The organism is Pseudomonas sp. SCB32, assembly GCF_009189165.1.
Taxonomy (GTDB): Bacteria; Pseudomonadota; Gammaproteobacteria; order Pseudomonadales; family Pseudomonadaceae; genus Pseudomonas.
Genome location: NZ_CP045118.1, coordinates 739,790 through 758,722 on the forward strand (window position 1 = coordinate 739,790; position 18,933 = coordinate 758,722).

Below are 18,933 nucleotides of genomic sequence, written 5' to 3' on the forward strand. Positions count from 1 at the left end.
TTCCAGGCGGGCGCCTGTATAGCCTAATGCGTTCGGTTTGTCTCGGGCGAGCCCAGGGTTTCATCGGCGAAGCGATGCGCTACCATGAGCCTTTCCCTCATTCGTACAAGACCCGCCATGCATTGTCCCTTCTGCGGCGCCCACGACACCAAAGTCATCGATTCGCGTCTGGTCGCCGAGGGCGATCAGGTCCGTCGTCGCCGCGAATGCCTGAACTGCGGCGAGCGCTTCACCACCTTCGAGACCGCCGAGTTGGTCATGCCGCGCCTGATCAAGCAGGACGGCAGTCGCCAGCCGTTCGACGAGGACAAGTTGCGTGCCGGCATGCAGCGTGCGCTGGAGAAGCGCCCGGTGGGCATCGAGCGCCTGGAAGAGGCTATGGCGCACATCAAGCACAAGCTGCGCGCCACCGGCGAGCGCGAGGTGAAGTCGCGGGTGCTGGGGGAACTGGTGATGGCCGAGCTGCAGAAGCTCGACGAGGTCGCCTACATTCGATTCGCGTCCGTCTACCGCCGTTTCCAGGATCTCAACGAGTTCCGCGAGGAGATCGAGCGCCTGGCCCGCGAGCCGTCGAAAGAATGAGTGCCCTCGACGAATCCGGCGCCCTGGATGAGGCCTGGATGGCGCGGGCCATCGAGCTGGCGCGCAAGGGCTGGTACTCCACCCATCCCAATCCCCGGGTTGGCTGCGTCATCGTGCGCGACGGCGAAGTGGTCGGCGAGGGCTGGCACGTGCGCGCCGGCGAGCCGCACGCCGAGGTCCACGCGCTGCGCCAGGCCGGTGACAAGGCCCGCGGCGCAACCGCCTACGTCACCCTCGAGCCCTGCAGCCACTTCGGCCGCACGCCGCCGTGCGCCGATGCACTGGTGAAGGCCGGCGTGGCGCGGGTGGTGGCGGCCATGCGGGACCCCAATCCGCAGGTGGCCGGCAGCGGCATGCAGCGCATCGCCGAGGCGGGCATCGAAGTGCGCTCCGGCGTGCTGGAGAGCGAAGCCCGCGCGCTCAACCAGGGCTTTCTCAAACGCATGGAAACCGGCCTGCCGTTCGTCCGCGTGAAGCTGGCGATGAGCCTGGACGGCCGCACCGCGATGTCCAGCGGCGAGAGCCAGTGGATCACCGGTCCCGCGGCGCGCCGGGCCGTGCAGCGGCTGCGCGCGCAGTCGAGCGTCGTCCTCTCCGGCGCCGATACCGTGCTGATGGACGATGCCCGACTAACCGTCCGTCCCGCCGAGCTCGGGCTGGATGCCGAGCAGACCGAACTGGCGACGCGCCGCCCGCCGCTGCGCGTACTGATCGATGGGCGCCTGCGCGTGCCACTGAGCGCCGCCTTCTTCCAGGCGGGGCCGGCGCTGGTGGTCAGCACGCGGCAAGCCCCGGCTTACGCCGAGGCTGGTCACGAATTGCTGGTTTTGGTCGGGAATGACGGTCAGGTCGATCTGCCCGCGCTGATGGCCGAACTGGGCCGCCGTGGCGTCAACGAGGTGCTGGTGGAAGCCGGGCCGCGCCTGGCCGGTGCCTTCGCCCGCCAGGAGTTGGTCGACGAATACTGCATCTTCATGGCGCCCAAGCTGCTCGGCTCCTCGGCGCGTCCGCTGCTGGAGCTGCCGCTGGAGCGCATGGCGGAGTCTCGCGAGCTGAAGATCAGCGATATTCGCGCGGTGGGCGACGACTGGCTGGTCACCGCCCGGCCTCGCTGAAGGCGGCCTTCGCTGCCCGGTGAATCTGGATAGCGAATAAACAGAACCTTCCGACTTGTGCCTGCCTGTGGTAAAACGCCACACGCGGTTGACGTTGTAAACGACCGCGATTGACGTTCTCAGGGCGGGGTGCAAGTCCCCACCGGCGGTAATGGCGCGCAATACGTCTAGCCCGCGAGCGCTTGCCCGGACCGGTTCGCCGGATGGACAAGGTCAGCAGACCCGGTGTGATTCCGGGGCCGACGGTAACAGTCCGGATGAAGAGAGAACGGGATGAGCCATCGGGGCGCGCCTGCGCACGCCCGCGAAATCCCTTCGATCCGATACGCCCTGTTTTCTAACCAAAAACAGGAGTTCGCCACCATGCAACATCTTTCCCAGTTGGCTTTGCGGGCCTGCCGGCCAGCCGCCTTCGCCGTGTGGGAGGCCCCATGTTCACCGGCATAATCGAATCCATCGGCAGCATTGCCGCCATCACTCCCAAGGGTGGTGACGTCCGCCTGTACGTGAAGACCGGCAAGCTCGACCTCGCCGACGTCAAGCTCGGCGACAGCATCGCGGTCAACGGCATCTGCCTGACTGCAGTCGACCTGCCTGGCGACGGCTTCTGGGCCGACGTCAGCCGCGAGACCCTGGCGCGCACCGCTTTCGCGCAGCTCAAGATCGGCAGCCGGGTAAACCTGGAAAAGGCCCTGACCCCGACCACCCGCCTGGGCGGCCACCTGGTCAGCGGCCACGTCGACGGTGTCGGCGAAATCGTCAAGCGCGAGGAAAACGCCCGCGCCATCCAGTTCACCGTGCGTGCGCCGCGCGAGCTGGCCAAGTACATCGCGCTCAAGGGCTCGATCACCGTGGACGGCACCAGCCTGACGGTGAACGCTGTCAACGGCGCCGAGTTCGAGCTGACCATCGTCCCGCACACCGTGCAGGAGACGATCATGGCCGACTACCGCGGTGGTCGCCTGGTCAACCTCGAAGTCGACCTGCTGGCGCGCTACCTGGAGCGTCTGCTGCTCGGCGACAAGGCGGCGGACCCCGCCGCCGGCGCTGGTGGCATCAGCGAAGCATTCCTGGCCGAAAACGGCTTCATGAAACACTGATAAGGCTCTTCCCCGTATGGCACTCAACAGCATTGAAGAACTGCTCGACGACATGCGTCAGGGCAAGATGGTCATCCTCATGGATGACGAGGACCGCGAGAACGAAGGCGACCTGATCATCGCCTCCGAGTGCGTCCGCACCGAAGACATCAACTTCATGGCGCGCTTCGCCCGCGGCCTGATCTGCATGCCGATGACCCGCGAGCGCTGCGAGCGCCTCGGCCTGCCGCTGATGGTGCAGCGCAACGGTTCCGGCTTCGGCACCAAGTTCACCGTTTCCATCGAGGCCGCCGAAGGCGTCACCACCGGCATCTCCGCCGCTGACCGCGCCCGCACCGTGCAGGCCGCCGCGGCCAAGAACGCCGTTGCCGCCGATATCGTCAGCCCCGGCCACATCTTCCCGCTGATGTCCCAGCCCGGCGGCGTGCTGGCCCGCGCCGGCCACACCGAAGCGGCCTGCGACCTGTCGCGCATGGCCGGCTTCGAGCCGTCCGGCGTGATCTGCGAGATCATGAACGATGACGGCACCATGGCTCGTCGTCCGGAACTGGAAGAGTTCGCCAAGCAGCACAACATCAAGATCGGCACCATCGCCGACCTGATCCACTACCGCCTGATCCACGAGCGCACCGTCGAGCGCCTCGCCGAGCAGCCGCTGGATACTGAACTGGGCCAGTTCAAGCTGATCACCTACCGCGACTCCGTGGAAGGCGACGTGCACCTGGCGCTGACCCTGGGCAACGTCTGCCCGGAAGAGCCGACCCTGGTGCGCGTGCACAACCCCGATCCGCTGCGCGACCTGCTGATGGTCAACCAGGCGGGCCGCTGGAGCCTGCGCGCGGCCATGGCCAAGGTGGCCGAGGCCGGTACCGGCGTGGTCCTGCTGCTGGGCCACCAGGTCGGCGGCGAAGACCTGCTGGCGCACGTCCGCGAGATCACCAACACCCACGCGCCGGTGCAGAAGCCGACTACCACCTACAGTACCGTAGGTGCCGGTTCGCAGATCCTGCGCGACCTGGGTGTACGCAAGATGCGCCTGATGTCGGCGCCGATGCGCTTCAACGCGATATCCGGTTTCGACCTGGAAGTTGTAGAATACCTGCCCGCTGAATGAACCCTGCCGCCGTGCCCTGACACGGCGGTACCGTTCTTCTACCCTATTTGCGGAGCGTCATGCGGACGCTCCTGCTCTTTAACAGACGAGACCTGCCCATGACCCTGAAGACCATCGAAGGTACCTTCATCGCCCCCAAAGGCCGCTTCGCCCTGGTGGTTGGCCGCTTCAACAGCTTCGTGGTGGAAAGCCTGGTGGAAGGCGCCATCGACGCGCTGGTTCGCCACGGCGTCGCCCAGAGCGAAATCACCGTGATCCGCGCTCCGGGCGCCTTCGAAATCCCGCTGGTGGCGCAGAAAGTCGCCCAGCGCGGTGAGTTCGACGCCATCATCGCCCTCGGCGCGGTGATCCGTGGCGGCACCCCGCACTTCGAATACGTAGCTGGCGAGTGCACCAAGGGCCTGGCGCAGGTTTCCCTGCAGTTCGGCGTGCCGGTCGCCTTCGGCGTGCTGACTGTCGACTCCATCGAACAAGCTATCGAGCGCTCCGGCACCAAGGCCGGCAACAAGGGCGCCGAAGCTGCCCTGTCCGCCCTGGAAATGGTGAGCCTGCTGTCGCAGCTGGAGGCCAAGTGAGCACCCAGGACGGCAACAACACCCCGGCCAAGCCCGCCAAGCCGAACAAGATCGCCATGCGTCGCAAGGCCCGCAGCCTCGCGGTGCAGGCCCTGTACTCCTGGCAGATGGCTGGCCAGCCGCTCAACGAAATCGAAGCGTCCTTCCGGACCGAAAACGATTTCAGCGATGTCGACGGTGCCTACTTCCACGAGATCCTGCACGGCGTACCGCGCCTGAAGACCGATCTGGACGAGGAGTTCACTCCTTGCCTGGACCGCGCGCTGGAAGAGGTCGACCCGGTGGAGCTGGCCATCCTGCGCCTGGCTACCTACGAGCTGCGCAATCGCCTGGACGTGCCGTACAAGGTCGTCATCAACGAAGGTATCGAGCTGGCCAAGACCTTCGGCGCCACCGATGGACACAAGTTCGTCAACGGCGTGCTGGACAAGCTCGCTCCGCGTCTGCGCGCAGCGGAACTGCGTGGCGCCAAGCGCTGAGAACCTGTCCATGCTCTTACTGCGAGACCGTGATCGGAACTCTTGCGCTGCTCGGAATCCTCATTTGTGGCTCATAAACTCCGGTTCCTGCGCTGCTCTTTGTTCCGCTGACGGCCTCTCGCTACAGATCCTGAACAGGTTCTGAGCATGGGTGAGTTCGAGCTGATCCGTCGCTACTTCGCCACGGCCGCCTGTGCGGCCGGCGGCGAGGCAGTGGCCCTGGGGATCGGCGATGACTGCGCGCTCCTCGCGCCCCGCGCCGGCGAACAGCTGGCGATCTCCACCGATACCCTGGTCGCCGGCGTGCATTTTCCCGCCGTCTGCGACTCCTTCCTGCTCGGCCAGCGCGCCCTGGCGGTTTCCGCCAGTGACCTGGCGGCAATGGGGGCCTCACCCATCGGCTTCACCCTTGCCCTGACCCTGCCCGAGGCCGACCCGGCCTGGCTGGAAGGGTTCGCCCGCGGACTGAATCAGAAGGCGCAGGAATGCGCGCTGGCGCTGATCGGCGGCGATACCACCCGTGGCCCGCTGTCCATGACCATCACCGTATTCGGCGCGGTGCCTGCCGGGCAGGCGATTACCCGTGCCGGAGCGCGGCCGGGCGATCTGCTTTGTGTCGGCGGTGCGCTGGGCGAGGCGGGCGGCGCATTGCCGCTGGTGCTGGGCGAGTTGCAGGCCGAGCCGGCCATCGCCGAGCCGCTGCTGGCGCGCTACTGGTCGCCGCAGCCGCAATTGGCCTTCGGCCAGGCGCTGCGCGGCAAGGCCAGTGCGGCACTGGATATTTCCGACGGGCTGCTCGCCGACTGTGGGCACATCGCCCGCGCTTCCGGCGTGGCGCTGGTCATAGAGGCCGAGCGTCTGCCCCCGAGCGCACCGCTGGAAGCCCTGTTGGGCACCGAGCGCGCGCAACAACTGAAACTCGGCGCGGGGGATGATTACATACTGGCGTTCACGCTGCCGCCCGAGCACCTGGCCGCACTGTCCGCGAACTGGCCACAACTCTGTGTGGTCGGCAGGGCGGAAGCCGGCTCCGGTGTCCGCGTGCTGGACGGACAGGGCACCGATATCACGCCGCGCCAGGGCGGCTACCTGCATTTCATGGAGTGACCGTGACAGAACACCCCAACCAGGCCCCGGCCCAACCCGTGCCCCATTCGGTATGGCACAACCCCTGGCATTTCCTGGCCTTCGGCTTCGGTTCCGGTACCCTGCCCAAGGCGCCCGGCACCTGGGGTTCGCTGGTTGCGCTACCCTTCATACCACTGTGGCAGATGCTCCCTGACTGGGGGTACTGGCTGATGCTGGGCATCACCATGCTGTTCGGCTTCTGGCTGTGCGGCAAGGTTGCCGACGATCTGCGCGTGCACGATCACGAAGGGATCGTCTGGGATGAAATGGTCGGCATGTGGATCACCCTCTGGCTGGTGCCGGAAGGCTGGTGGTGGCTGCTGGTCGGTTTCGTGGTGTTCCGCATCGTCGATATCACCAAACCGTGGCCGATCAGCTGGATCGACCGCAACGTCCACGGTGGCGTGGGCATCATGCTCGACGACGTGCTGGCCGGGGTATTCGCCTGGCTGATCATGCAGGGCCTGACATGGGGTTGGGCCCATTGGCTGATCTGAGGAAGATCGATGCGCCGACTGCTGTGCCTGCTCTGCGTGCTGTGGTGGCTGCCGGCGCGGGCTGATGCCCCACCTGCTGAAATCCATGTCGTCAGCGAGGCGTGGGTCAATTACACCCAGGCTGATGGCCGTGGGCTGGCGTGGGACCTCTTGCGCGCATTGTACGAGCCGGAGGGCGTGCGCCTGGTCCCGCGCAGCGAGCCCTATGTGCGCTCGGTCGGCCTGGTGCAGCGCGGCGAGGCGGATGCCTGGGTCGGCTCCTATCGCGATGAAATCAGCAATGTGATCTACCCGCGCTGGCCCTATGACGTCGACCCCATCGGCGCCTTGGGACGCAAGGACTCACCAGTGCCGAAACTGGCCGACCTGGAGGGCTTCCGCCTGGCCTGGATGCGCGGCTACGCCTTCGACCGCTACCTGGAACACCTGCGGCAGCGCAACGAACTGCAGCGCCGTAGCTCTGCACTGCCGATGCTCGACAGCCGACGGATCGACTATTTCATCGACGCCCGCCCGGAACTCGAGGAAATGCTCCAGGGCGATGGCGTGGACGCCAGCGTCTACCGGATCACCGATATTGCCTCGATTCCTCTGTATCTTGGCTTTGCCAACAACGAACGTGGCCGCGCGCTGGCGCGTCTGTTCGATGCGCGTATGCAGGTGCTCTATCGCAGTGGTGAGCTGGAGCGCCTGTTCGACCGCTGGCATTGGCCCTATGCCCCCCTGAAGCCGCTGCTACCACCCAAGGAGTGATCGTGATGCCGCGTCTGTTCCTGCTGTTCTGCCTGACTCTCTGCTCCGCACTGGCACTGGCTGCGCCCCAGGTGCGGGTGGTGGGGCTGTTCCCGGGGGCTGCGGTGCTCAGCATCGACGGCCAGCGCAAATTGCTCAAGGTCGGCCAGACCGGTCCGGAAGGCGTTCAGCTGGTCAGTGCCGACTCCCACAAGGCGGTGCTGCGCGTCGGTGGCGTGGAGCAGACCTTCGAACTGGAGCGCGAGTACAACGGCGCGGGCTATTCGGCCCCGGCTGCGCGCACCGAGATCAGCATCGCTCGCGGCAACGGTGGCCATTACTGGGTTTCCGGGACCATCAACAACCAGAGCGCGCAGTTCCTGGTGGACACCGGAGCCACCTCGATTGCGATGAATGAAGGGCAGGCACGCCGTCTAGGTATCGACTATCGCGCCGTGGGCACGCCGATGATGGCTTCCACCGCCAGCGGCACGGCCAAGGGTTGGCGAACTACGCTCAACAGCGTGAAACTCGGCGGTGTCGAGGTTCTGGGTGTGGAAGCGGTGGTGCTGGAAGGCGAGTTCCCCACTGAAATCCTGCTGGGCATGAGCTACCTCAACCGAGTGGGCTGGCGTGAAGACCAGGGCATCATGTACATCCAGGCCAAGCATTGAGGCGGAGCGGCACAGCCCTTCCATCGATGGCGTCGATGCTTATCTTGCAGAATTCGCAATGACGGTGCGGCTGGCGCTGCTGCTACAATGCCGGTCCTCCGTCCTTAGATAAATCTTTCAGGAGTTTCCGGTGTCTGTCGTTTTCGTCGCCGCCTCCAAGCTGCCCACCCCCTTCGGCGAATTCACCATGCATGGCTTCCTCGACGAGGAGACCGGCAAGGAACACGTCGCCCTGACCATGGGCAAGCTCGACGACGGCCTGCCGGCGCTGGGGCGTCTGCATTCCGAGTGCCTGACCGGCGATGCGCTGTTCAGCCTGCGCTGTGACTGTGGTTTCCAGCTCGAAGGCGCACTCGCTGCCATCGCCAAGGAAGGGCGCGGTGTGCTGCTGTACCTGCGCCAGGAAGGCCGTGGCATTGGCCTGGTGAACAAGATTCGCGCCTACGCCCTGCAGGATGAAGGCGCGGATACCGTTGAAGCAAACCTGGCCCTGGGTTTCGGCGCTGACCAGCGTGACTACGCCATGTGCCTGCCGATGCTCAAGCACCTGGGCGTCTGCTCCCTGAAGCTGATGACCAACAACCCGCGCAAGGTGAAGGCGCTGGAAGGCTACGGGCTGACCGTCGCCGAGCGCGTGCCGCTGCAGAAGGGGCTGAACCCGCACAACAAGCGCTACCTGCAGACCAAGGCAGGCAAGCTTGGCCACATGCTGGGCAACATGCACCAGGGCGAAGCCGAGGCCGAGGTTTCCGCTTCGTGAACCGCGCCGTTGCCCGGCGCCGGCTGAATCTGATCTGGTGGCTGTTGCTGGCGCTAGCGCTGGCGCCGCAGCACCTGATGCTGGCCCTGGTGGGCGATGCCCCATGGTCGGACTCGCTGGCCACGCCGGTCTTCGTTGCCGGCCTGATCTCGATGTTCCTGACCCTGCCGCTGTTCCGTGGCTACAAGCGCGCGCTGGTCGCCGCGCAGAATGCCCGTGACTCGGCGAACGATGCCGCTGCCTGGCAGGCGCTCGGCGCCGCGCAACGCCGTGGCGTGCTGGTCGGCAGTTTGCCGGCCTGGATCGGTGCCCTGGCGGTGCTGGTCGACCTGAGCGGCGTGGCTGTCCTGCTGCTGGGGCTGGCCAGCCTGGTCATCCTCTGGCTGTATCGTATCCCCCGCCAGCTCCTCTGAATGCGCCAAATCCTCTGCCTGCTTACCCTGCTGCTGGCATTGCCGCTGGCGGCGGGGGAGCGGGTGGTCAGCCTGGCGCCGTCCCTCACCGACATGGTGCTCGAACTCGGCGCGGCCGACCGGCTGGTCGGTGTGCTCGATGGTGGTCCGCGTCCGCCCGAGCAGGAGGGCCTGGCCTCGGTGGGGCGCTACGGGCAGGTGAACCTGGAACAGGTGCTCGCCCTGCGCCCCGACCTGCTACTGGTCTGGCCGGGCGCGGTGCCGGAAGCGCAGTTGACCCGTCTGAAGTCCTTTGGCATTCCCCTCTACATCGCCGATCCCCATCGCCTGGAAGATGTCGCGCGGCAACTGCGCGAGCTGGGCGAGCGCCTGGGCCGGAGAGAGCAGGGGCAAGCCCTGGCGCGGCAGTTCGAGGCGCGCTTGCAGGCGCTGCGCAGCCAGTACCACCGCGAACGGCCGTTGAAGGTGTTCTATCAGGTCTGGAATCGCCCGCTCTACACCCTGGGCGGCAACCAGATCATCAGTGACGCCCTGGGCGTCTGCGGGGGCCGCAATCTGTTCGCCGACCTCAGCCTGCCGGCACCCCAGGTCAGCCAGGAGGCCGTGCTGGCCCGCGATCCGGAAGTGATCCTGGGCGGCAGTCATGCCGAACTGCAGGCCTGGACGCAGATGCCGCAACTGACCGCCACCCGTCTGGGCCAGCTCTGGCCGATCCCCGACAAGAACCTGGAGCGGCCGAGCTACGCGATGCTCGATGCCACCGAGAAGCTCTGTCGGTTGCTGGCAGGAGCCAAGGTGGCGGACTGATCCGGTAGTCGCCTGTAGGAGCGGGCCATGCCCGCGATAGTGCCCATGGGGCGCTCCTACAGGGATAGCGTCAGAACCCTTCCAGCACGATCTTGCCCTTGGCCGTGTTGCTCTCCAGCAACGCATGGGCGCGGCGCAGGTTGGCCGCGTCGATCCTGCCGAAATGCTCGCCCAGGGTGGTCTTCAGCACACCACTGTCGATCAGCCCGGCCACGCGTTCCAGCAGCCTGTGCTGCTCGATCATGTCGGCGGTCTGGAACATCGAGCGGGTGTACATGAACTCCCAGTGCAGCGACAGGCTCTTCTGCTTGAGCAGGCGCACGTCGAGGTTCTCCGGGTCGTCGATCAGCGCCAGGCGGCCCTGCGGGCGCAGGCTGGCAACGATCTCGGCCAGGTGCTCTCCGGTCTGGTTCAGGCTGGCCACATGGGTGACCTCGCCAATGCCGATGCGCTTGAGTTCCTCGCTCAGCGGCTTGCGATGGTCGATCACATGGTGCGCGCCGAGATGGCGTACCCATTCCTGGGTTTCCGGGCGCGAAGCAGTGCCGATCACCGTCATGCCGGTGAGCTGGCGCGCCAGTTGGGTAAGGATCGAGCCGACGCCGCCAGCGGCGCCGACGATCAGCAGGCTCTGCCCGGTGCTGGCGCTGCCCTGGGCCACCTGCAGGCGGTCGAACAGCAGTTCCCAGGCGGTGACGGTGGTCAGCGGCAGGGCCGCGGCGTTGGCGAAGTCCAGGCTCGCCGGCATCGGGCCGACGATGCGCTCATCCACCAACTGCAGTTCGGCGTTGCTGCCGGAGCGGGTCAGGTCGCCGGCGTACCAGACTTTGTCGCCCGGCTTGAACAGGCTGACCTCGCTGCCTACCGCGCGGACCACGCCGGCGGCGTCCCAGCCGAGCACCTTGTACTGGCCTTCGGCCGGTTGGGCGCGCTGGCGAACCTTGGTGTCCACCGGGTTGACGGAGATGGCGCAAACGTCCACCAGCAGGTCGCGCGGGCCGGGCGTGGGCTCGGGCAACTGGATGTCGAGCAGGGAATTGACGTCGCTGCTGGGCAGGCTGTGGGTGTAGCCGATGGCTTTCATGGGGCAGTCCTTCTCAGTCGATGCGGTTCATCAGGCGGATATCGAGTTCCGCCAGGTCAGGTTCGACGGCCTTCACGAAGGCCTGGAAGTGCGGGCTGGCCTCGTGTTCGGCCAGCGCGTCCTCATCCCGCCACTGCTCGATCATGTAGATCAGGTCGGCGTCCTTGATATCGCGATGCAGGTCGTACTGCAGGCAACCGGCTTCGGCGCGCGACGGTGCGAGCATGCCGTGCAGGCGCTGCTGCAGGCTGTCGGCGCGGCCGGGCTTGGCGCGAATAAGGGCGATCAGGGTCAGGCTCATCGGGGTTATCCAGGTAAGGGGCGGGCGGGAAAGGTGAGGACATGCTGCTCTCTTTCGGCGGGAAGAAAAACCGCGTAAGTAGAGAGGGTCTTTCAAAGGAATTTTGAAAATGCTGCGTTTCGACGACCTGCAGATATTCGTCCGCACCGCCGAGCGCGGTAGCCTCTCCGCCGCCGCCCGCGAGCTGGAGCTCTCTCCAGCGGTGGCCAGCGCCGCGCTGAAACGCCTGGAAAGCGAGCTGGACGTGCGCCTGTTCGCGCGCTCTACCCGCAGCCTGCGCCTCACCGCCGAAGGCGAGCTGTACCTGGCCCATGCCCGCGCCGCGCTGCAGAGCCTGGACGATGGCCGCCAGCTGCTGGCTGGCGGCAAGAGCGAGATCGCCGGCAACTTCCAGGTTTCCGCGCCATCGGACTTCGGCCGCAACGTGCTGCTGCCTTGGCTCGACGAGTTCCAGGCGCTGCACCCACGGATGAACCTGCGCCTGTTGATCAGCGACCGCCTGGCCGACCTCTATCGCCAGCCGTTGGACGTCGCTTTCCGCCTGGGCATGCCGGGTGACTCGAACCTGGTGGCCTTGCCGCTGGCCCCGGACAACCGCCGGGTGCTCTGCGCCGCGCCGGCGTACTTCGCCCGCCACGGCAAGCCGCAGCACCCGGACGAGCTACAGCGGCACAACTGCCTGCTCTACATGCTCGGAGGCCGTGCCCATGAGCGCTGGCGCTTCAGCGACAGCCGCCGGCAGCATGAAGTGACGGTGCGTGGCGACCGGCTCTGCGACGACGCCGAGGTGGTGCGGCGCTGGGCTGTGGCGGGGCAGGGGCTGGTGTACAAGTCATGGCTGGACGTGGCGGCCGACGTGCGCGCCGGCCGCCTGGAGGTGGCGCTGGGGGATTACCTGGGGGAAGCCACGCCGATGAACCTATTCTGCACCCACCGCGCTCAGCTCAGCCGGGCGGTGACCCAGCTGTGCGAGTTCGTCCAGCTGCGCTGCGCCGAGCTGATGCGCGATCGGCCGTGGGCTTAGGTCCGCCCGCGGCTGGTAGCGATCGACGGCGGCGCCCAGGCCCCAGGCGCTGGCAATCGCCAGCCACGCCAGAGTGGTAGGCAGCAGGTACCGCCAGATGCGAGGTGCCAGGGCCGGCAGTTCCAACTGACGCTGGCTCAGCCACAGCGCGGCGGCGCACACGGAGGCGCCGAGCAGGGCGCCGGCGATGATGTCGCTGGGCCAGTGGGCGCCCAGGTAGACCCGCGAGAGGGCGATGAAGGCTGCCGGCATGGCCGCCAGCAGCATCCAGGTCAGGCGCACGCGCGGGGCTTTGTCGCGGCTGGCCAGTACGCCGAGCACCAGGAAGAAGGCAAAGGACGCCGAGGCATGGCCGCTGGGCATGCTGAAGGACGAGAGCGGATCGGCGATCACCTCGGGGCGGGCACGGCTGAAGAGGTGCTTGATTGTCGTGTTCAGCAATGCCGTGCCGACCAGGGTGCTGGCGGCGAAGAAGGCGTGGCGCCATTGGCGCAGCGCGATGAGGAGCAGGGCGAGCAGGGCGCCGGCGATGAGCTGGGTGTGGAAGTCGCCGACCTTGGTGACCGCCACCATCACTTCGTTCAACCAGCCCTGGCGGTGCTGCTGTACCAGCATCATCAGGCCCTGGTCGAGGGCGCTCAGGTGCGGCCAGCCGATCAGCAGGGCAATCAGCAGGACGAAGCAGCCGCTGGCCGCGATCAGCGCGGCGTTGCGAGCCTGGCGCAGTTCGGCGTGGATGATCAGCGCGAATACCGCTGCCAGGCATGCCGCGACGACCCCGGCTTGCACCCAGAAACCTTCCGGCAAGGGCAGGTTCATGGCCGCGCCGGTCGCCCAGCCGGGTACCAGATAGGCGATGGACCAGCCGGCGGCGGCGACGACCGAGACCGCGAGGAAGCGGCCGAAGGGCATATCGAGCATACCGGCGATCATCGGCAGGAACGGCCGCAGCGCGCCGATGAAGCGGCCGACCAGCAGGCTGGCGATACCATAGCGGGCGAAGAAGCCTTCGGCGCCGGCCAGCCATTCCGGGTGATGGCGCAGCACCGGCAGGCGGCGGATGTCCTGGTGGAAGTGGCGGCCGATCCAGTAGGACGACACATCGCCCAGCAGGCCGCCGAAGAACGCCAGCGCCAGGGTTTCACCCAGGCCGAGGATGCCGCTGCCGGCCAGCACGGCGATGGCGAAGAGCATCACCACGCCGGGCAGGATGATGCCGATGATGGCGGCGCATTCGAGGAAGGCGACCAGGAACAGGACCCCGGCAAGCCATTGTGGGTGGGTGGCCATCCAGGTGTTGAAGGCGGCGAGGTCGATCATCGCAGTGGGGCGTCCTGAGTTCCGAGCAGGTGATAGTCGTGGCCTTCCACCTGTCCCCGGCGCAGCGGGTTGCGGGTGCAGAAGGGAGCGAAGGCGGCATCGACGAAACGGTAGTGCAGGTGTTCGTCGCGGCCGTGGGGTATGCCCAGGCGCGCGGCCTGGATGACTTGCGCGGGGCGCTCGCCGAGGTCGTCGACGAACAGCCGCTGCGGGTCGAAGCGCTGGGCGTCCCAGTCGGGGACTTTCAGGCCCATGGCGCGGCAGAGCAGGGTCTGGCCGGCGCAGAGCTTGCCGATCGGGCGTTCGCTGCCGTCGGCGGCCGGGTTGAACTGGCGCATGCGGGTCAGCGCGGCGTCGCCGGAGACGCGGTCCATCCAGGGATGTCCGGACTTGATCAGCACGGCGTTGCCGGCGCCGCCGGCGCTGAAGTTCAGCGAGTCGCCGCCGCGCGCGTAGTACATATAGATGTGTCCGCCGTCGAGGAACAGTGCCTTGCGCTTCTCGGTGTAGCCCAGCGAGGCATGGCTGCCTTTCTCGGCCAGGTAGTAGGCCTCGGTCTCGATGATCCGGGTGGACAGCCAGAGGTCGCCGACCCGGTGGCGGATCACCTTGCCCAGCAGTTCGCGGGCGACGGTCAGTGCGTCCCGGTTGAAGAAGGTGTCCGGCAGGGGATTGGCGTCGGGCCAGGGCAAACTTAGGTTGGGTTCGTCGGGCATCGGATTGTCGGGCCAGGAGGGCCGGTCTTAGGCTGGGGCATCATAACAACAAGATTCTTAAGCATGGCTGAACACGTCCGGGCCGACAGCGCCCACATCACTCCCAGCGCGCACTACACCGGCTACGTGTGGTATCGCCACCAACTGGCGGAGCCGGCCTTCGCCACGGCCTTCGGCCGCTGGGTGCATGGTTGCGTGGCGCCGATCAACTGGGGTGCGCGCATCGGTTTCGGCCTGAATATCGAAGACTTCCTGTTACAACGTCATCTGCTGATCGACGCCCGGCTGACCCAGGCCATCGAGCAGCGCGGCGTCACCCAGGTGGTGGAGATCGCCTGCGGGCTGTCGCCCCGTGGCCGGCGTTTCCGCCAGCGTTATCCACAGCTCACCTATCTCGAAGCCGACCTGCCGCCCATGGCCGCGCGCAAGTCGGCATTGCTCGAGGAGCAGGGCTGGCTGGACGGCAAGCACCGCGTGCGGCCTGTGGATATCCTCGCCGAGACTGGCGAGCAGAGCCTCGGTGCCTTGCTCGCAGGGCTCGACCCGGGCCGCCCCGTGGCGGTGATCACCGAGGGGCTGGTGAACTACTTTCCGCGCCCGGTGATCGAGGGCTTCTGGCGTCGGCTGGCGGAAGCCCTGCGGGTGTTTCCGGAGGCGACCTATCTGACCGAGCTCTATCCCGATCTACGTGAGCATCCGCGCTACCGGCAGATTCGTTGGGGAGTCGGATTGATTGGCCGGCTGACGCGGGGCGGCTATCCGCTGCATTACCGCAGTGCCGGGGAGATCGATGAGGCGTTTCGCGGTTGCGGATTCGGGCGGGTGGCGGTGCTCGATCCGCAGGTGGATGGCGCCGGTCTCGGCTTGTCGAAGGGGCGGATGCCGAGTCTGGTGCGGGTGATCGAAGCGCGGGTTTAGGTCCTGATCGGGGCTCGCGAACAGAGCCAATGCACGATTTCGGTGCTAGTGGGCTCCCTCTCCCTTCGGGGAGAGGGAGCAGCCGGAGGGACGGAGCTTCGACGCTCGCGCCATCAGGCCGCACACGCCCCCTGCTGCATCGGCACGACCATCGCCGCCAGCGCCGCGCTGGCCTGCGGATCGCCGTGGGCAAAAATGAAGGCCAGGCCATCGACCGTGCGCCGCAGCGGCAGGATATCCAGCTCCGGCAATCCAGCGGCGGCGAGCTTCCAGCCCCGCGTAGGACGATCGGCCGGCAGATCAACGCGAATCAGCCCGCCGAAATAACCCAGCTCCGCCACCTCGCAGCGCCATTCGCCACCCTCGCTATTGCGCAGCACGCCACGTGGATCGGGCGGCGCCAGGCGCGGCTCGAAGCGGCGCTCCAGGTGCAGCAACTGCTGGCGCTGGAAGCGCGTGCTGCCAGCGGCACCGCGGGGCAGGGCGTTGCCGAGCAGGAAGGGGTTGTACAGCCGGGCGCAGGCATCGCGGCGCTCGAATTGGGCCAGGTGGTCGGCGTTGTGGATCAGGGCGAACCGCGCGTCCGTACAGGCGTGGGCGAACTCGGCGTGCTCCCACGGCTGGGTGAAGTGGTCGTACTCGCCGGCCAGCACCAGGGTCGGGCACTGCGGGTGGCGGTCAAAACCGCCGAAGGCCAGCAGGCGCCGGCTGTTCTGCCGGTAACGCTCGATTTCCGCGGGAGTCAGGCGCTGCAACTGGCGTAGCAGGGCCTTGCGGAATACCGGCGAGACGCCGGTGTCGGCCAGCCGCAGCGGGTTGATCAGGCCGGTCAGCACGCCGTGGGCGAAGGGCGCCTGTTCGCCCAGTTCCAGGCGCGCCAGGGCCTCCTCCAGTAGCGCGCGGGCGCCGGGGCGGCCGAAGGCGGTGATGCCCGCCAGCAGCAGTCGGGCGCAGCGCCGGGGATGGCGGGCGGCGAACAGCGCCGCCAGCGCCGAGCCGTAGGACAGGCCGATGGGCATCAGCGGCGGCAGTTGCAGGGTTTCGGCGAAGGCGGCGATCAGGTCGGCCAGGTCTTCCAGGCTCAGCTGCGGTGCCAGTTGCAGGTTGCCGCCCTGGCTGGGCAGGTCGAGCAGGATCACCGGGTGGCCGGCGAGCAGTTCGGACACTTCGCTGGCGAAGGAGCGGAAGCTCTGGAACGCGCCGCCCAGCAGGAGCACGGGCGGGCGTGTGTCGTCTTCCCGCGAGGAGAAGGCCTGATAATGCAGTTGCCAACCGTCCAGAGCGAGCACCGCCGGGGTGGCGGTCAGCGCCTGGGCGCTGTAATCGGTGCGATAGCGCATGGCAGTTCTCCGGCGGTGGGCCGCCTCTTGTTGTTCTTCCCTGGCGCCGTGTGATGGAGGCACGGGGCATTTCGCCATGCTCGAAAAGTAAACAGTGGAAACGAATTTGTTTACCCAACCTTCGGGGGGCGATGCGGGAGGAGAGCTGCCTGGGTGTCACTGTTTCGCCGCCAGGCGCCTGGTGGCGCGCAGGGCTGGCGTTACCCGGACGGGCGCGAAACGCCCTGTTTACCGGCCGGCTGCTGTGGCTGGCCGGTAAGGGCGTGGTCCCGCTATAATCGCGCATTTCCCTCTCGCAGACGCGTTAGATCATGACCGAGTCCGTTCTCGACTATATGAGCCGCCTGGGCCGCGCCGCCCGTGAAGCGTCGCGCGTCGTCGCGCGCGCCACGACCGCGCAGAAGAACCAGGCCCTGCTCGCCGCTGCCGATGCCCTGGACGCCGCCCGCGCCCAGCTGACCGACGCCAACGAACAGGATCTGGCCAACGGCCGCGCCAATGGCCTGGAGCCAGCCATGCTCGACCGCCTGGCCCTGACCCCGGCGCGCATCGACGACATGATCGAAGGCCTGCGTCAGGTTGCCTCGCTGCCGGACCCCATCGGTGAGATCCGCGACATGCGCTACGTGCCGTCCGGCATCCAGATCGGCAAGATGCGCGTGCCCCTGGGCGTGGTCGGGATCATCTATGAGTCGCGTCCGAACGTGACCATCGACGCCGCCAGCCTGTGCCTGAAGTCGGGCAACGCGACCATCCTGCGCGGTGGCTCCGAGGCCATCCACTCCAACCAGGCCATCGCCGCCTGCATCCAGCAGGGCCTGGCCGCTGCCGGCCTGCCGGCGAGTGCCGTGCAGGTGGTGGAAACCACCGATCGCGCCGCTGTCGGTGCGCTGATCACCATGCCCGAGTTCGTCGACGTGATCGTCCCGCGCGGCGGCAAGAGCCTGATCGAGCGCATCAGCCGTGACGCCAAGGTCCCGGTGATCAAGCACCTGGACGGCATCTGCCACGTTTATATCGACGTCGCCGCCGACCTGGACAAGGCGATCCGCGTCGCCGACAACGCCAAGACCCAGCGCTACGCGCCGTGCAACACCATGGAAACGCTGCTGGTGCATTCCGGCATCGCCGACCGTGTGCTGCCGCCGCTGGCCGCTATCTACCGCGACAAGGGGGTGGAGCTGCGTGGCGACGCCGCCACCCGCGCGCTGCTGGGTGCCGACGTGCTGGAAGCCACCGAGGAAGACTGGCGCACCGAGTACAACGCGCCGATCCTGTCGATCCGCATCGTCGACAGCCTGGCCGCGGCCATCGAGCACATCAACACCTACGGCTCGCAGCACACCGACGCGATCATCACCGAGAACTTCACCGATGCCCGCCGCTTCCTTACCGAAGTGGACTCGGCCTCGGTCATGGTGAACGCTTCGACCCGCTTCGCCGACGGCTTCGAGTACGGCCTGGGCGCGGAGATCGGCATTTCCACCGACAAGCTGCACGCCCGTGGTCCGGTCGGCCTGGAAGGCCTGACCAGCGAGAAGTACGTGGTGTTCGGCGACGGGCACGTGCGCACCTGATGAAGAAGGCGCGTCCCCGGCGGATCGGCCTGTTCGGCGGCACCTTCGATCCGGTGCACATTGGCCACCTGCGTAGCGCGGTGGAGATGGTCGAACAGTTCGCATTCGACGAATTGCGCCTGATGCCCAACGCCCGTCCGCCGCACCGTGGCACCCCGCAGGTGTCCGCTGCGCAGCGGCTGGCGATGGTCGAGTTGGCGGTGGCCGGTGTGGCCCCGCTGGTGGTCGATGACCGCGAGCTCAAGCGTGACAAACCCTCCTACACCATCGACACCCTGGAGTCGCTGCGTGGGGAGCTGGATGAGCGGGACCAGTTGTTCCTGCTGGTCGGCTGGGACGCTTTCTGCGGCCTGCCGACCTGGCATCGCTGGGAAGAGTTGCTGGAGCACTGCCATGTCGTCGTGCTGCAGCGCCCCGATGCCGACAGCGAGCCGCCGGAAGACCTGCGCGACCTGCTGGCGGCGCGCAGTGTTGCCGATCCGAAGGCGATGACCGGCCCGGCCGGGCAGATCACCTTCGTCTGGCAGACGCCGCTGGCGGTTTCCGCCACCCAGATTCGCCAACTCCTGTCGCAGGGGCGCTCAGCGCGCTTCCTGGTGCCGGATGCGGTGTTGAACTATATCGAGGCACACGCCCTGTACCAGGCGCCTCACTGATCAAGTTACAGAGAGTCATAC

General features: G+C 67.1%; 21 protein-coding genes, 1 pseudogene and 1 riboswitch. Of the genes and pseudogenes, 17 read left to right on the forward strand and 5 right to left on the reverse strand.

What is annotated here, in order from left to right; genetic code table 11:
- Positions 1-117 precede the first annotated feature (117 nt).
- From nrdR to GA645_RS03640, 13 genes are all read left to right on the forward strand, one after another.
- Positions 118-582 (forward strand): transcriptional regulator NrdR, encoded by a 465-nt coding sequence (gene nrdR / locus GA645_RS03580; protein ID WP_152220006.1) that lies wholly within the window; start codon positions 118-120, stop codon positions 580-582.
- A complete protein-coding gene (gene ribD, locus GA645_RS03585) occupies positions 579-1,697 on the forward strand; it encodes a bifunctional diaminohydroxyphosphoribosylaminopyrimidine deaminase/5-amino-6-(5-phosphoribosylamino)uracil reductase RibD (protein WP_152220008.1) in 1,119 nt (372 codons plus the stop codon). Before nrdR ends, ribD begins: the two co-directional genes overlap by 4 nt.
- Before the next feature lie 111 nt (positions 1,698-1,808).
- Positions 1,809-1,971: riboswitch (FMN riboswitch) on the forward strand.
- Between the two features lie 157 nt (positions 1,972-2,128).
- Positions 2,129-2,797, forward strand: a complete 669-nt coding sequence (locus tag GA645_RS03590; protein ID WP_152220010.1) for a riboflavin synthase — start codon at positions 2,129-2,131, stop codon at positions 2,795-2,797.
- Between the two features lie 16 nt (positions 2,798-2,813).
- The gene (gene ribBA / locus GA645_RS03595) at positions 2,814-3,911 is read left to right on the forward strand and encodes a bifunctional 3,4-dihydroxy-2-butanone-4-phosphate synthase/GTP cyclohydrolase II (protein WP_152220011.1); all 1,098 of its coding nucleotides are present in this window, start codon (positions 2,814-2,816) and stop codon (positions 3,909-3,911) included.
- A 98-nt stretch (positions 3,912-4,009) separates the two neighbouring features.
- Entirely contained in the window at positions 4,010-4,486 is a 477-nt protein-coding gene (ribE, locus tag GA645_RS03600; RefSeq protein ID WP_081517125.1) for a 6,7-dimethyl-8-ribityllumazine synthase, read from the forward strand.
- Positions 4,483-4,965: a transcription antitermination factor NusB gene (gene nusB, locus GA645_RS03605; RefSeq protein WP_152220013.1), complete on the forward strand. Its 483-nt coding sequence runs from the start codon at positions 4,483-4,485 to the stop codon at positions 4,963-4,965. Before ribE ends, nusB begins: the two co-directional genes overlap by 4 nt.
- Before the next feature lie 147 nt (positions 4,966-5,112).
- Positions 5,113-6,072 carry a thiamine-phosphate kinase gene (gene thiL / locus GA645_RS03610; RefSeq protein ID WP_152220015.1) on the forward strand — a complete coding sequence of 320 codons (960 nt, stop codon included), beginning with the start codon at positions 5,113-5,115 and terminating at the stop codon, positions 6,070-6,072.
- 2 nt (positions 6,073-6,074) lie between these two features.
- On the forward strand, positions 6,075-6,590 hold the full coding sequence (locus tag GA645_RS03615) for a phosphatidylglycerophosphatase A (RefSeq protein ID WP_152220017.1): 516 nt from the start codon (positions 6,075-6,077) through the stop codon (positions 6,588-6,590).
- 9 nt (positions 6,591-6,599) lie between these two features.
- Positions 6,600-7,343 carry an ABC transporter substrate-binding protein gene (locus GA645_RS03620; RefSeq protein ID WP_152220019.1) on the forward strand — a complete coding sequence of 248 codons (744 nt, stop codon included), beginning with the start codon at positions 6,600-6,602 and terminating at the stop codon, positions 7,341-7,343.
- Between the two features lie 5 nt (positions 7,344-7,348).
- Positions 7,349-7,996 carry a TIGR02281 family clan AA aspartic protease gene (locus tag GA645_RS03625; RefSeq protein WP_152220021.1) on the forward strand — a complete coding sequence of 216 codons (648 nt, stop codon included), beginning with the start codon at positions 7,349-7,351 and terminating at the stop codon, positions 7,994-7,996.
- Between the two features lie 130 nt (positions 7,997-8,126).
- Entirely contained in the window at positions 8,127-8,756 is a 630-nt protein-coding gene (gene ribA / locus GA645_RS03630) for a GTP cyclohydrolase II (protein WP_152220024.1), read from the forward strand.
- Positions 8,753-9,169, forward strand: a complete 417-nt coding sequence (locus GA645_RS03635; protein WP_152220026.1) for an MFS transporter — start codon at positions 8,753-8,755, stop codon at positions 9,167-9,169. The genes ribA and GA645_RS03635 overlap by 4 nt, the downstream gene beginning before the upstream one ends.
- Positions 9,170-9,976 carry a cobalamin-binding protein gene (locus tag GA645_RS03640; RefSeq protein ID WP_152220028.1) on the forward strand — a complete coding sequence of 269 codons (807 nt, stop codon included), beginning with the start codon at positions 9,170-9,172 and terminating at the stop codon, positions 9,974-9,976.
- A 70-nt stretch (positions 9,977-10,046) separates the two neighbouring features.
- On the opposite strand, the gene GA645_RS03645 is transcribed toward GA645_RS03640, so the two are convergent.
- Both GA645_RS03645 and GA645_RS03650 read right to left on the reverse strand, forming a co-directional pair.
- Positions 10,047-11,060 (reverse strand): zinc-binding alcohol dehydrogenase family protein, encoded by a 1,014-nt coding sequence (locus tag GA645_RS03645; RefSeq protein ID WP_152220030.1) that lies wholly within the window; start codon positions 11,058-11,060, stop codon positions 10,047-10,049.
- Between the two features lie 13 nt (positions 11,061-11,073).
- Complete coding sequence (locus GA645_RS03650; RefSeq protein WP_152220032.1) at positions 11,074-11,361, reverse strand: putative quinol monooxygenase; 288 nt, start codon at positions 11,359-11,361, stop codon at positions 11,074-11,076.
- A 109-nt stretch (positions 11,362-11,470) separates the two neighbouring features.
- On the opposite strand from GA645_RS03650, the gene GA645_RS03655 reads away from it, so the two are divergent.
- Positions 11,471-12,385 (forward strand): LysR family transcriptional regulator, encoded by a 915-nt coding sequence (locus tag GA645_RS03655; protein WP_152220034.1) that lies wholly within the window; start codon positions 11,471-11,473, stop codon positions 12,383-12,385.
- A 12-nt stretch (positions 12,386-12,397) separates the two neighbouring features.
- Here GA645_RS03655 and GA645_RS03660 read toward each other — a convergent pair.
- A pseudogene (locus tag GA645_RS03660) lies at positions 12,398-13,705 on the reverse strand (bifunctional DedA family/phosphatase PAP2 family protein); the annotation flags it as partial.
- Positions 13,702-14,421, reverse strand: a complete 720-nt coding sequence (locus GA645_RS03665; protein WP_152220038.1) for a DNA-3-methyladenine glycosylase — start codon at positions 14,419-14,421, stop codon at positions 13,702-13,704. The pseudogene GA645_RS03660 and the gene GA645_RS03665, both read right to left, overlap by 4 nt.
- A 63-nt stretch (positions 14,422-14,484) precedes the next feature.
- Between GA645_RS03665 and GA645_RS03670 the strand changes: the two genes are divergently transcribed.
- A complete protein-coding gene (locus GA645_RS03670) occupies positions 14,485-15,339 on the forward strand; it encodes a class I SAM-dependent methyltransferase (protein ID WP_152220040.1) in 855 nt (284 codons plus the stop codon).
- Positions 15,340-15,452: 113 nt separating this feature from the next.
- On the opposite strand, the gene GA645_RS03675 is transcribed toward GA645_RS03670, so the two are convergent.
- Positions 15,453-16,679 (reverse strand): alpha/beta fold hydrolase, encoded by a 1,227-nt coding sequence (locus GA645_RS03675; RefSeq protein WP_152220042.1) that lies wholly within the window; start codon positions 16,677-16,679, stop codon positions 15,453-15,455.
- Positions 16,680-16,990: 311 nt separating this feature from the next.
- Here GA645_RS03675 and GA645_RS03680 point away from each other — a divergent pair, with 311 nt between their 5' ends.
- Positions 16,991-18,256, forward strand: a complete 1,266-nt coding sequence (locus GA645_RS03680) for a glutamate-5-semialdehyde dehydrogenase (protein ID WP_152220044.1) — start codon at positions 16,991-16,993, stop codon at positions 18,254-18,256.
- Positions 18,256-18,912, forward strand: a complete 657-nt coding sequence (gene nadD / locus GA645_RS03685; protein ID WP_152220046.1) for a nicotinate-nucleotide adenylyltransferase — start codon at positions 18,256-18,258, stop codon at positions 18,910-18,912. The genes GA645_RS03680 and nadD overlap by 1 nt, the downstream gene beginning before the upstream one ends.
- Positions 18,913-18,933 lie beyond the last annotated feature (21 nt).

What these genes read in the sequence shown, in the direction of transcription:
- nrdR (WP_152220006.1), top strand. Translation starts at nt 118, where the DNA reads ATGCATTGTCCCTTCTGCGGCGCCCACGACACCAAAGTCATCGATTCG.
- ribD (WP_152220008.1), top strand. Translation starts at nt 579, where the DNA reads ATGAGTGCCCTCGACGAATCCGGCGCCCTGGATGAGGCCTGGATGGCG.
- GA645_RS03590 (WP_152220010.1), top strand. Translation starts at nt 2,129, where the DNA reads ATGTTCACCGGCATAATCGAATCCATCGGCAGCATTGCCGCCATCACT.
- ribBA (WP_152220011.1), top strand. Translation starts at nt 2,814, where the DNA reads ATGGCACTCAACAGCATTGAAGAACTGCTCGACGACATGCGTCAGGGC.
- ribE (WP_081517125.1), top strand. Translation starts at nt 4,010, where the DNA reads ATGACCCTGAAGACCATCGAAGGTACCTTCATCGCCCCCAAAGGCCGC.
- thiL (WP_152220015.1), top strand. Translation starts at nt 5,113, where the DNA reads ATGGGTGAGTTCGAGCTGATCCGTCGCTACTTCGCCACGGCCGCCTGT.
- GA645_RS03620 (WP_152220019.1), top strand. Translation starts at nt 6,600, where the DNA reads ATGCGCCGACTGCTGTGCCTGCTCTGCGTGCTGTGGTGGCTGCCGGCG.
- GA645_RS03625 (WP_152220021.1), top strand. Translation starts at nt 7,349, where the DNA reads ATGCCGCGTCTGTTCCTGCTGTTCTGCCTGACTCTCTGCTCCGCACTG.
- GA645_RS03640 (WP_152220028.1), top strand. Translation starts at nt 9,170, where the DNA reads ATGCGCCAAATCCTCTGCCTGCTTACCCTGCTGCTGGCATTGCCGCTG.
- GA645_RS03645 (WP_152220030.1), bottom strand. Translation starts at nt 11,060, where the DNA reads ATGAAAGCCATCGGCTACACCCACAGCCTGCCCAGCAGCGACGTCAAT.
- GA645_RS03650 (WP_152220032.1), bottom strand. Translation starts at nt 11,361, where the DNA reads ATGAGCCTGACCCTGATCGCCCTTATTCGCGCCAAGCCCGGCCGCGCC.
- GA645_RS03655 (WP_152220034.1), top strand. Translation starts at nt 11,471, where the DNA reads ATGCTGCGTTTCGACGACCTGCAGATATTCGTCCGCACCGCCGAGCGC.
- GA645_RS03665 (WP_152220038.1), bottom strand. Translation starts at nt 14,421, where the DNA reads ATGCCCGACGAACCCAACCTAAGTTTGCCCTGGCCCGACGCCAATCCC.
- GA645_RS03670 (WP_152220040.1), top strand. Translation starts at nt 14,485, where the DNA reads ATGGCTGAACACGTCCGGGCCGACAGCGCCCACATCACTCCCAGCGCG.
- GA645_RS03675 (WP_152220042.1), bottom strand. Translation starts at nt 16,679, where the DNA reads ATGCGCTATCGCACCGATTACAGCGCCCAGGCGCTGACCGCCACCCCG.
- GA645_RS03680 (WP_152220044.1), top strand. Translation starts at nt 16,991, where the DNA reads ATGACCGAGTCCGTTCTCGACTATATGAGCCGCCTGGGCCGCGCCGCC.
- nadD (WP_152220046.1), top strand. Translation starts at nt 18,256, where the DNA reads ATGAAGAAGGCGCGTCCCCGGCGGATCGGCCTGTTCGGCGGCACCTTC.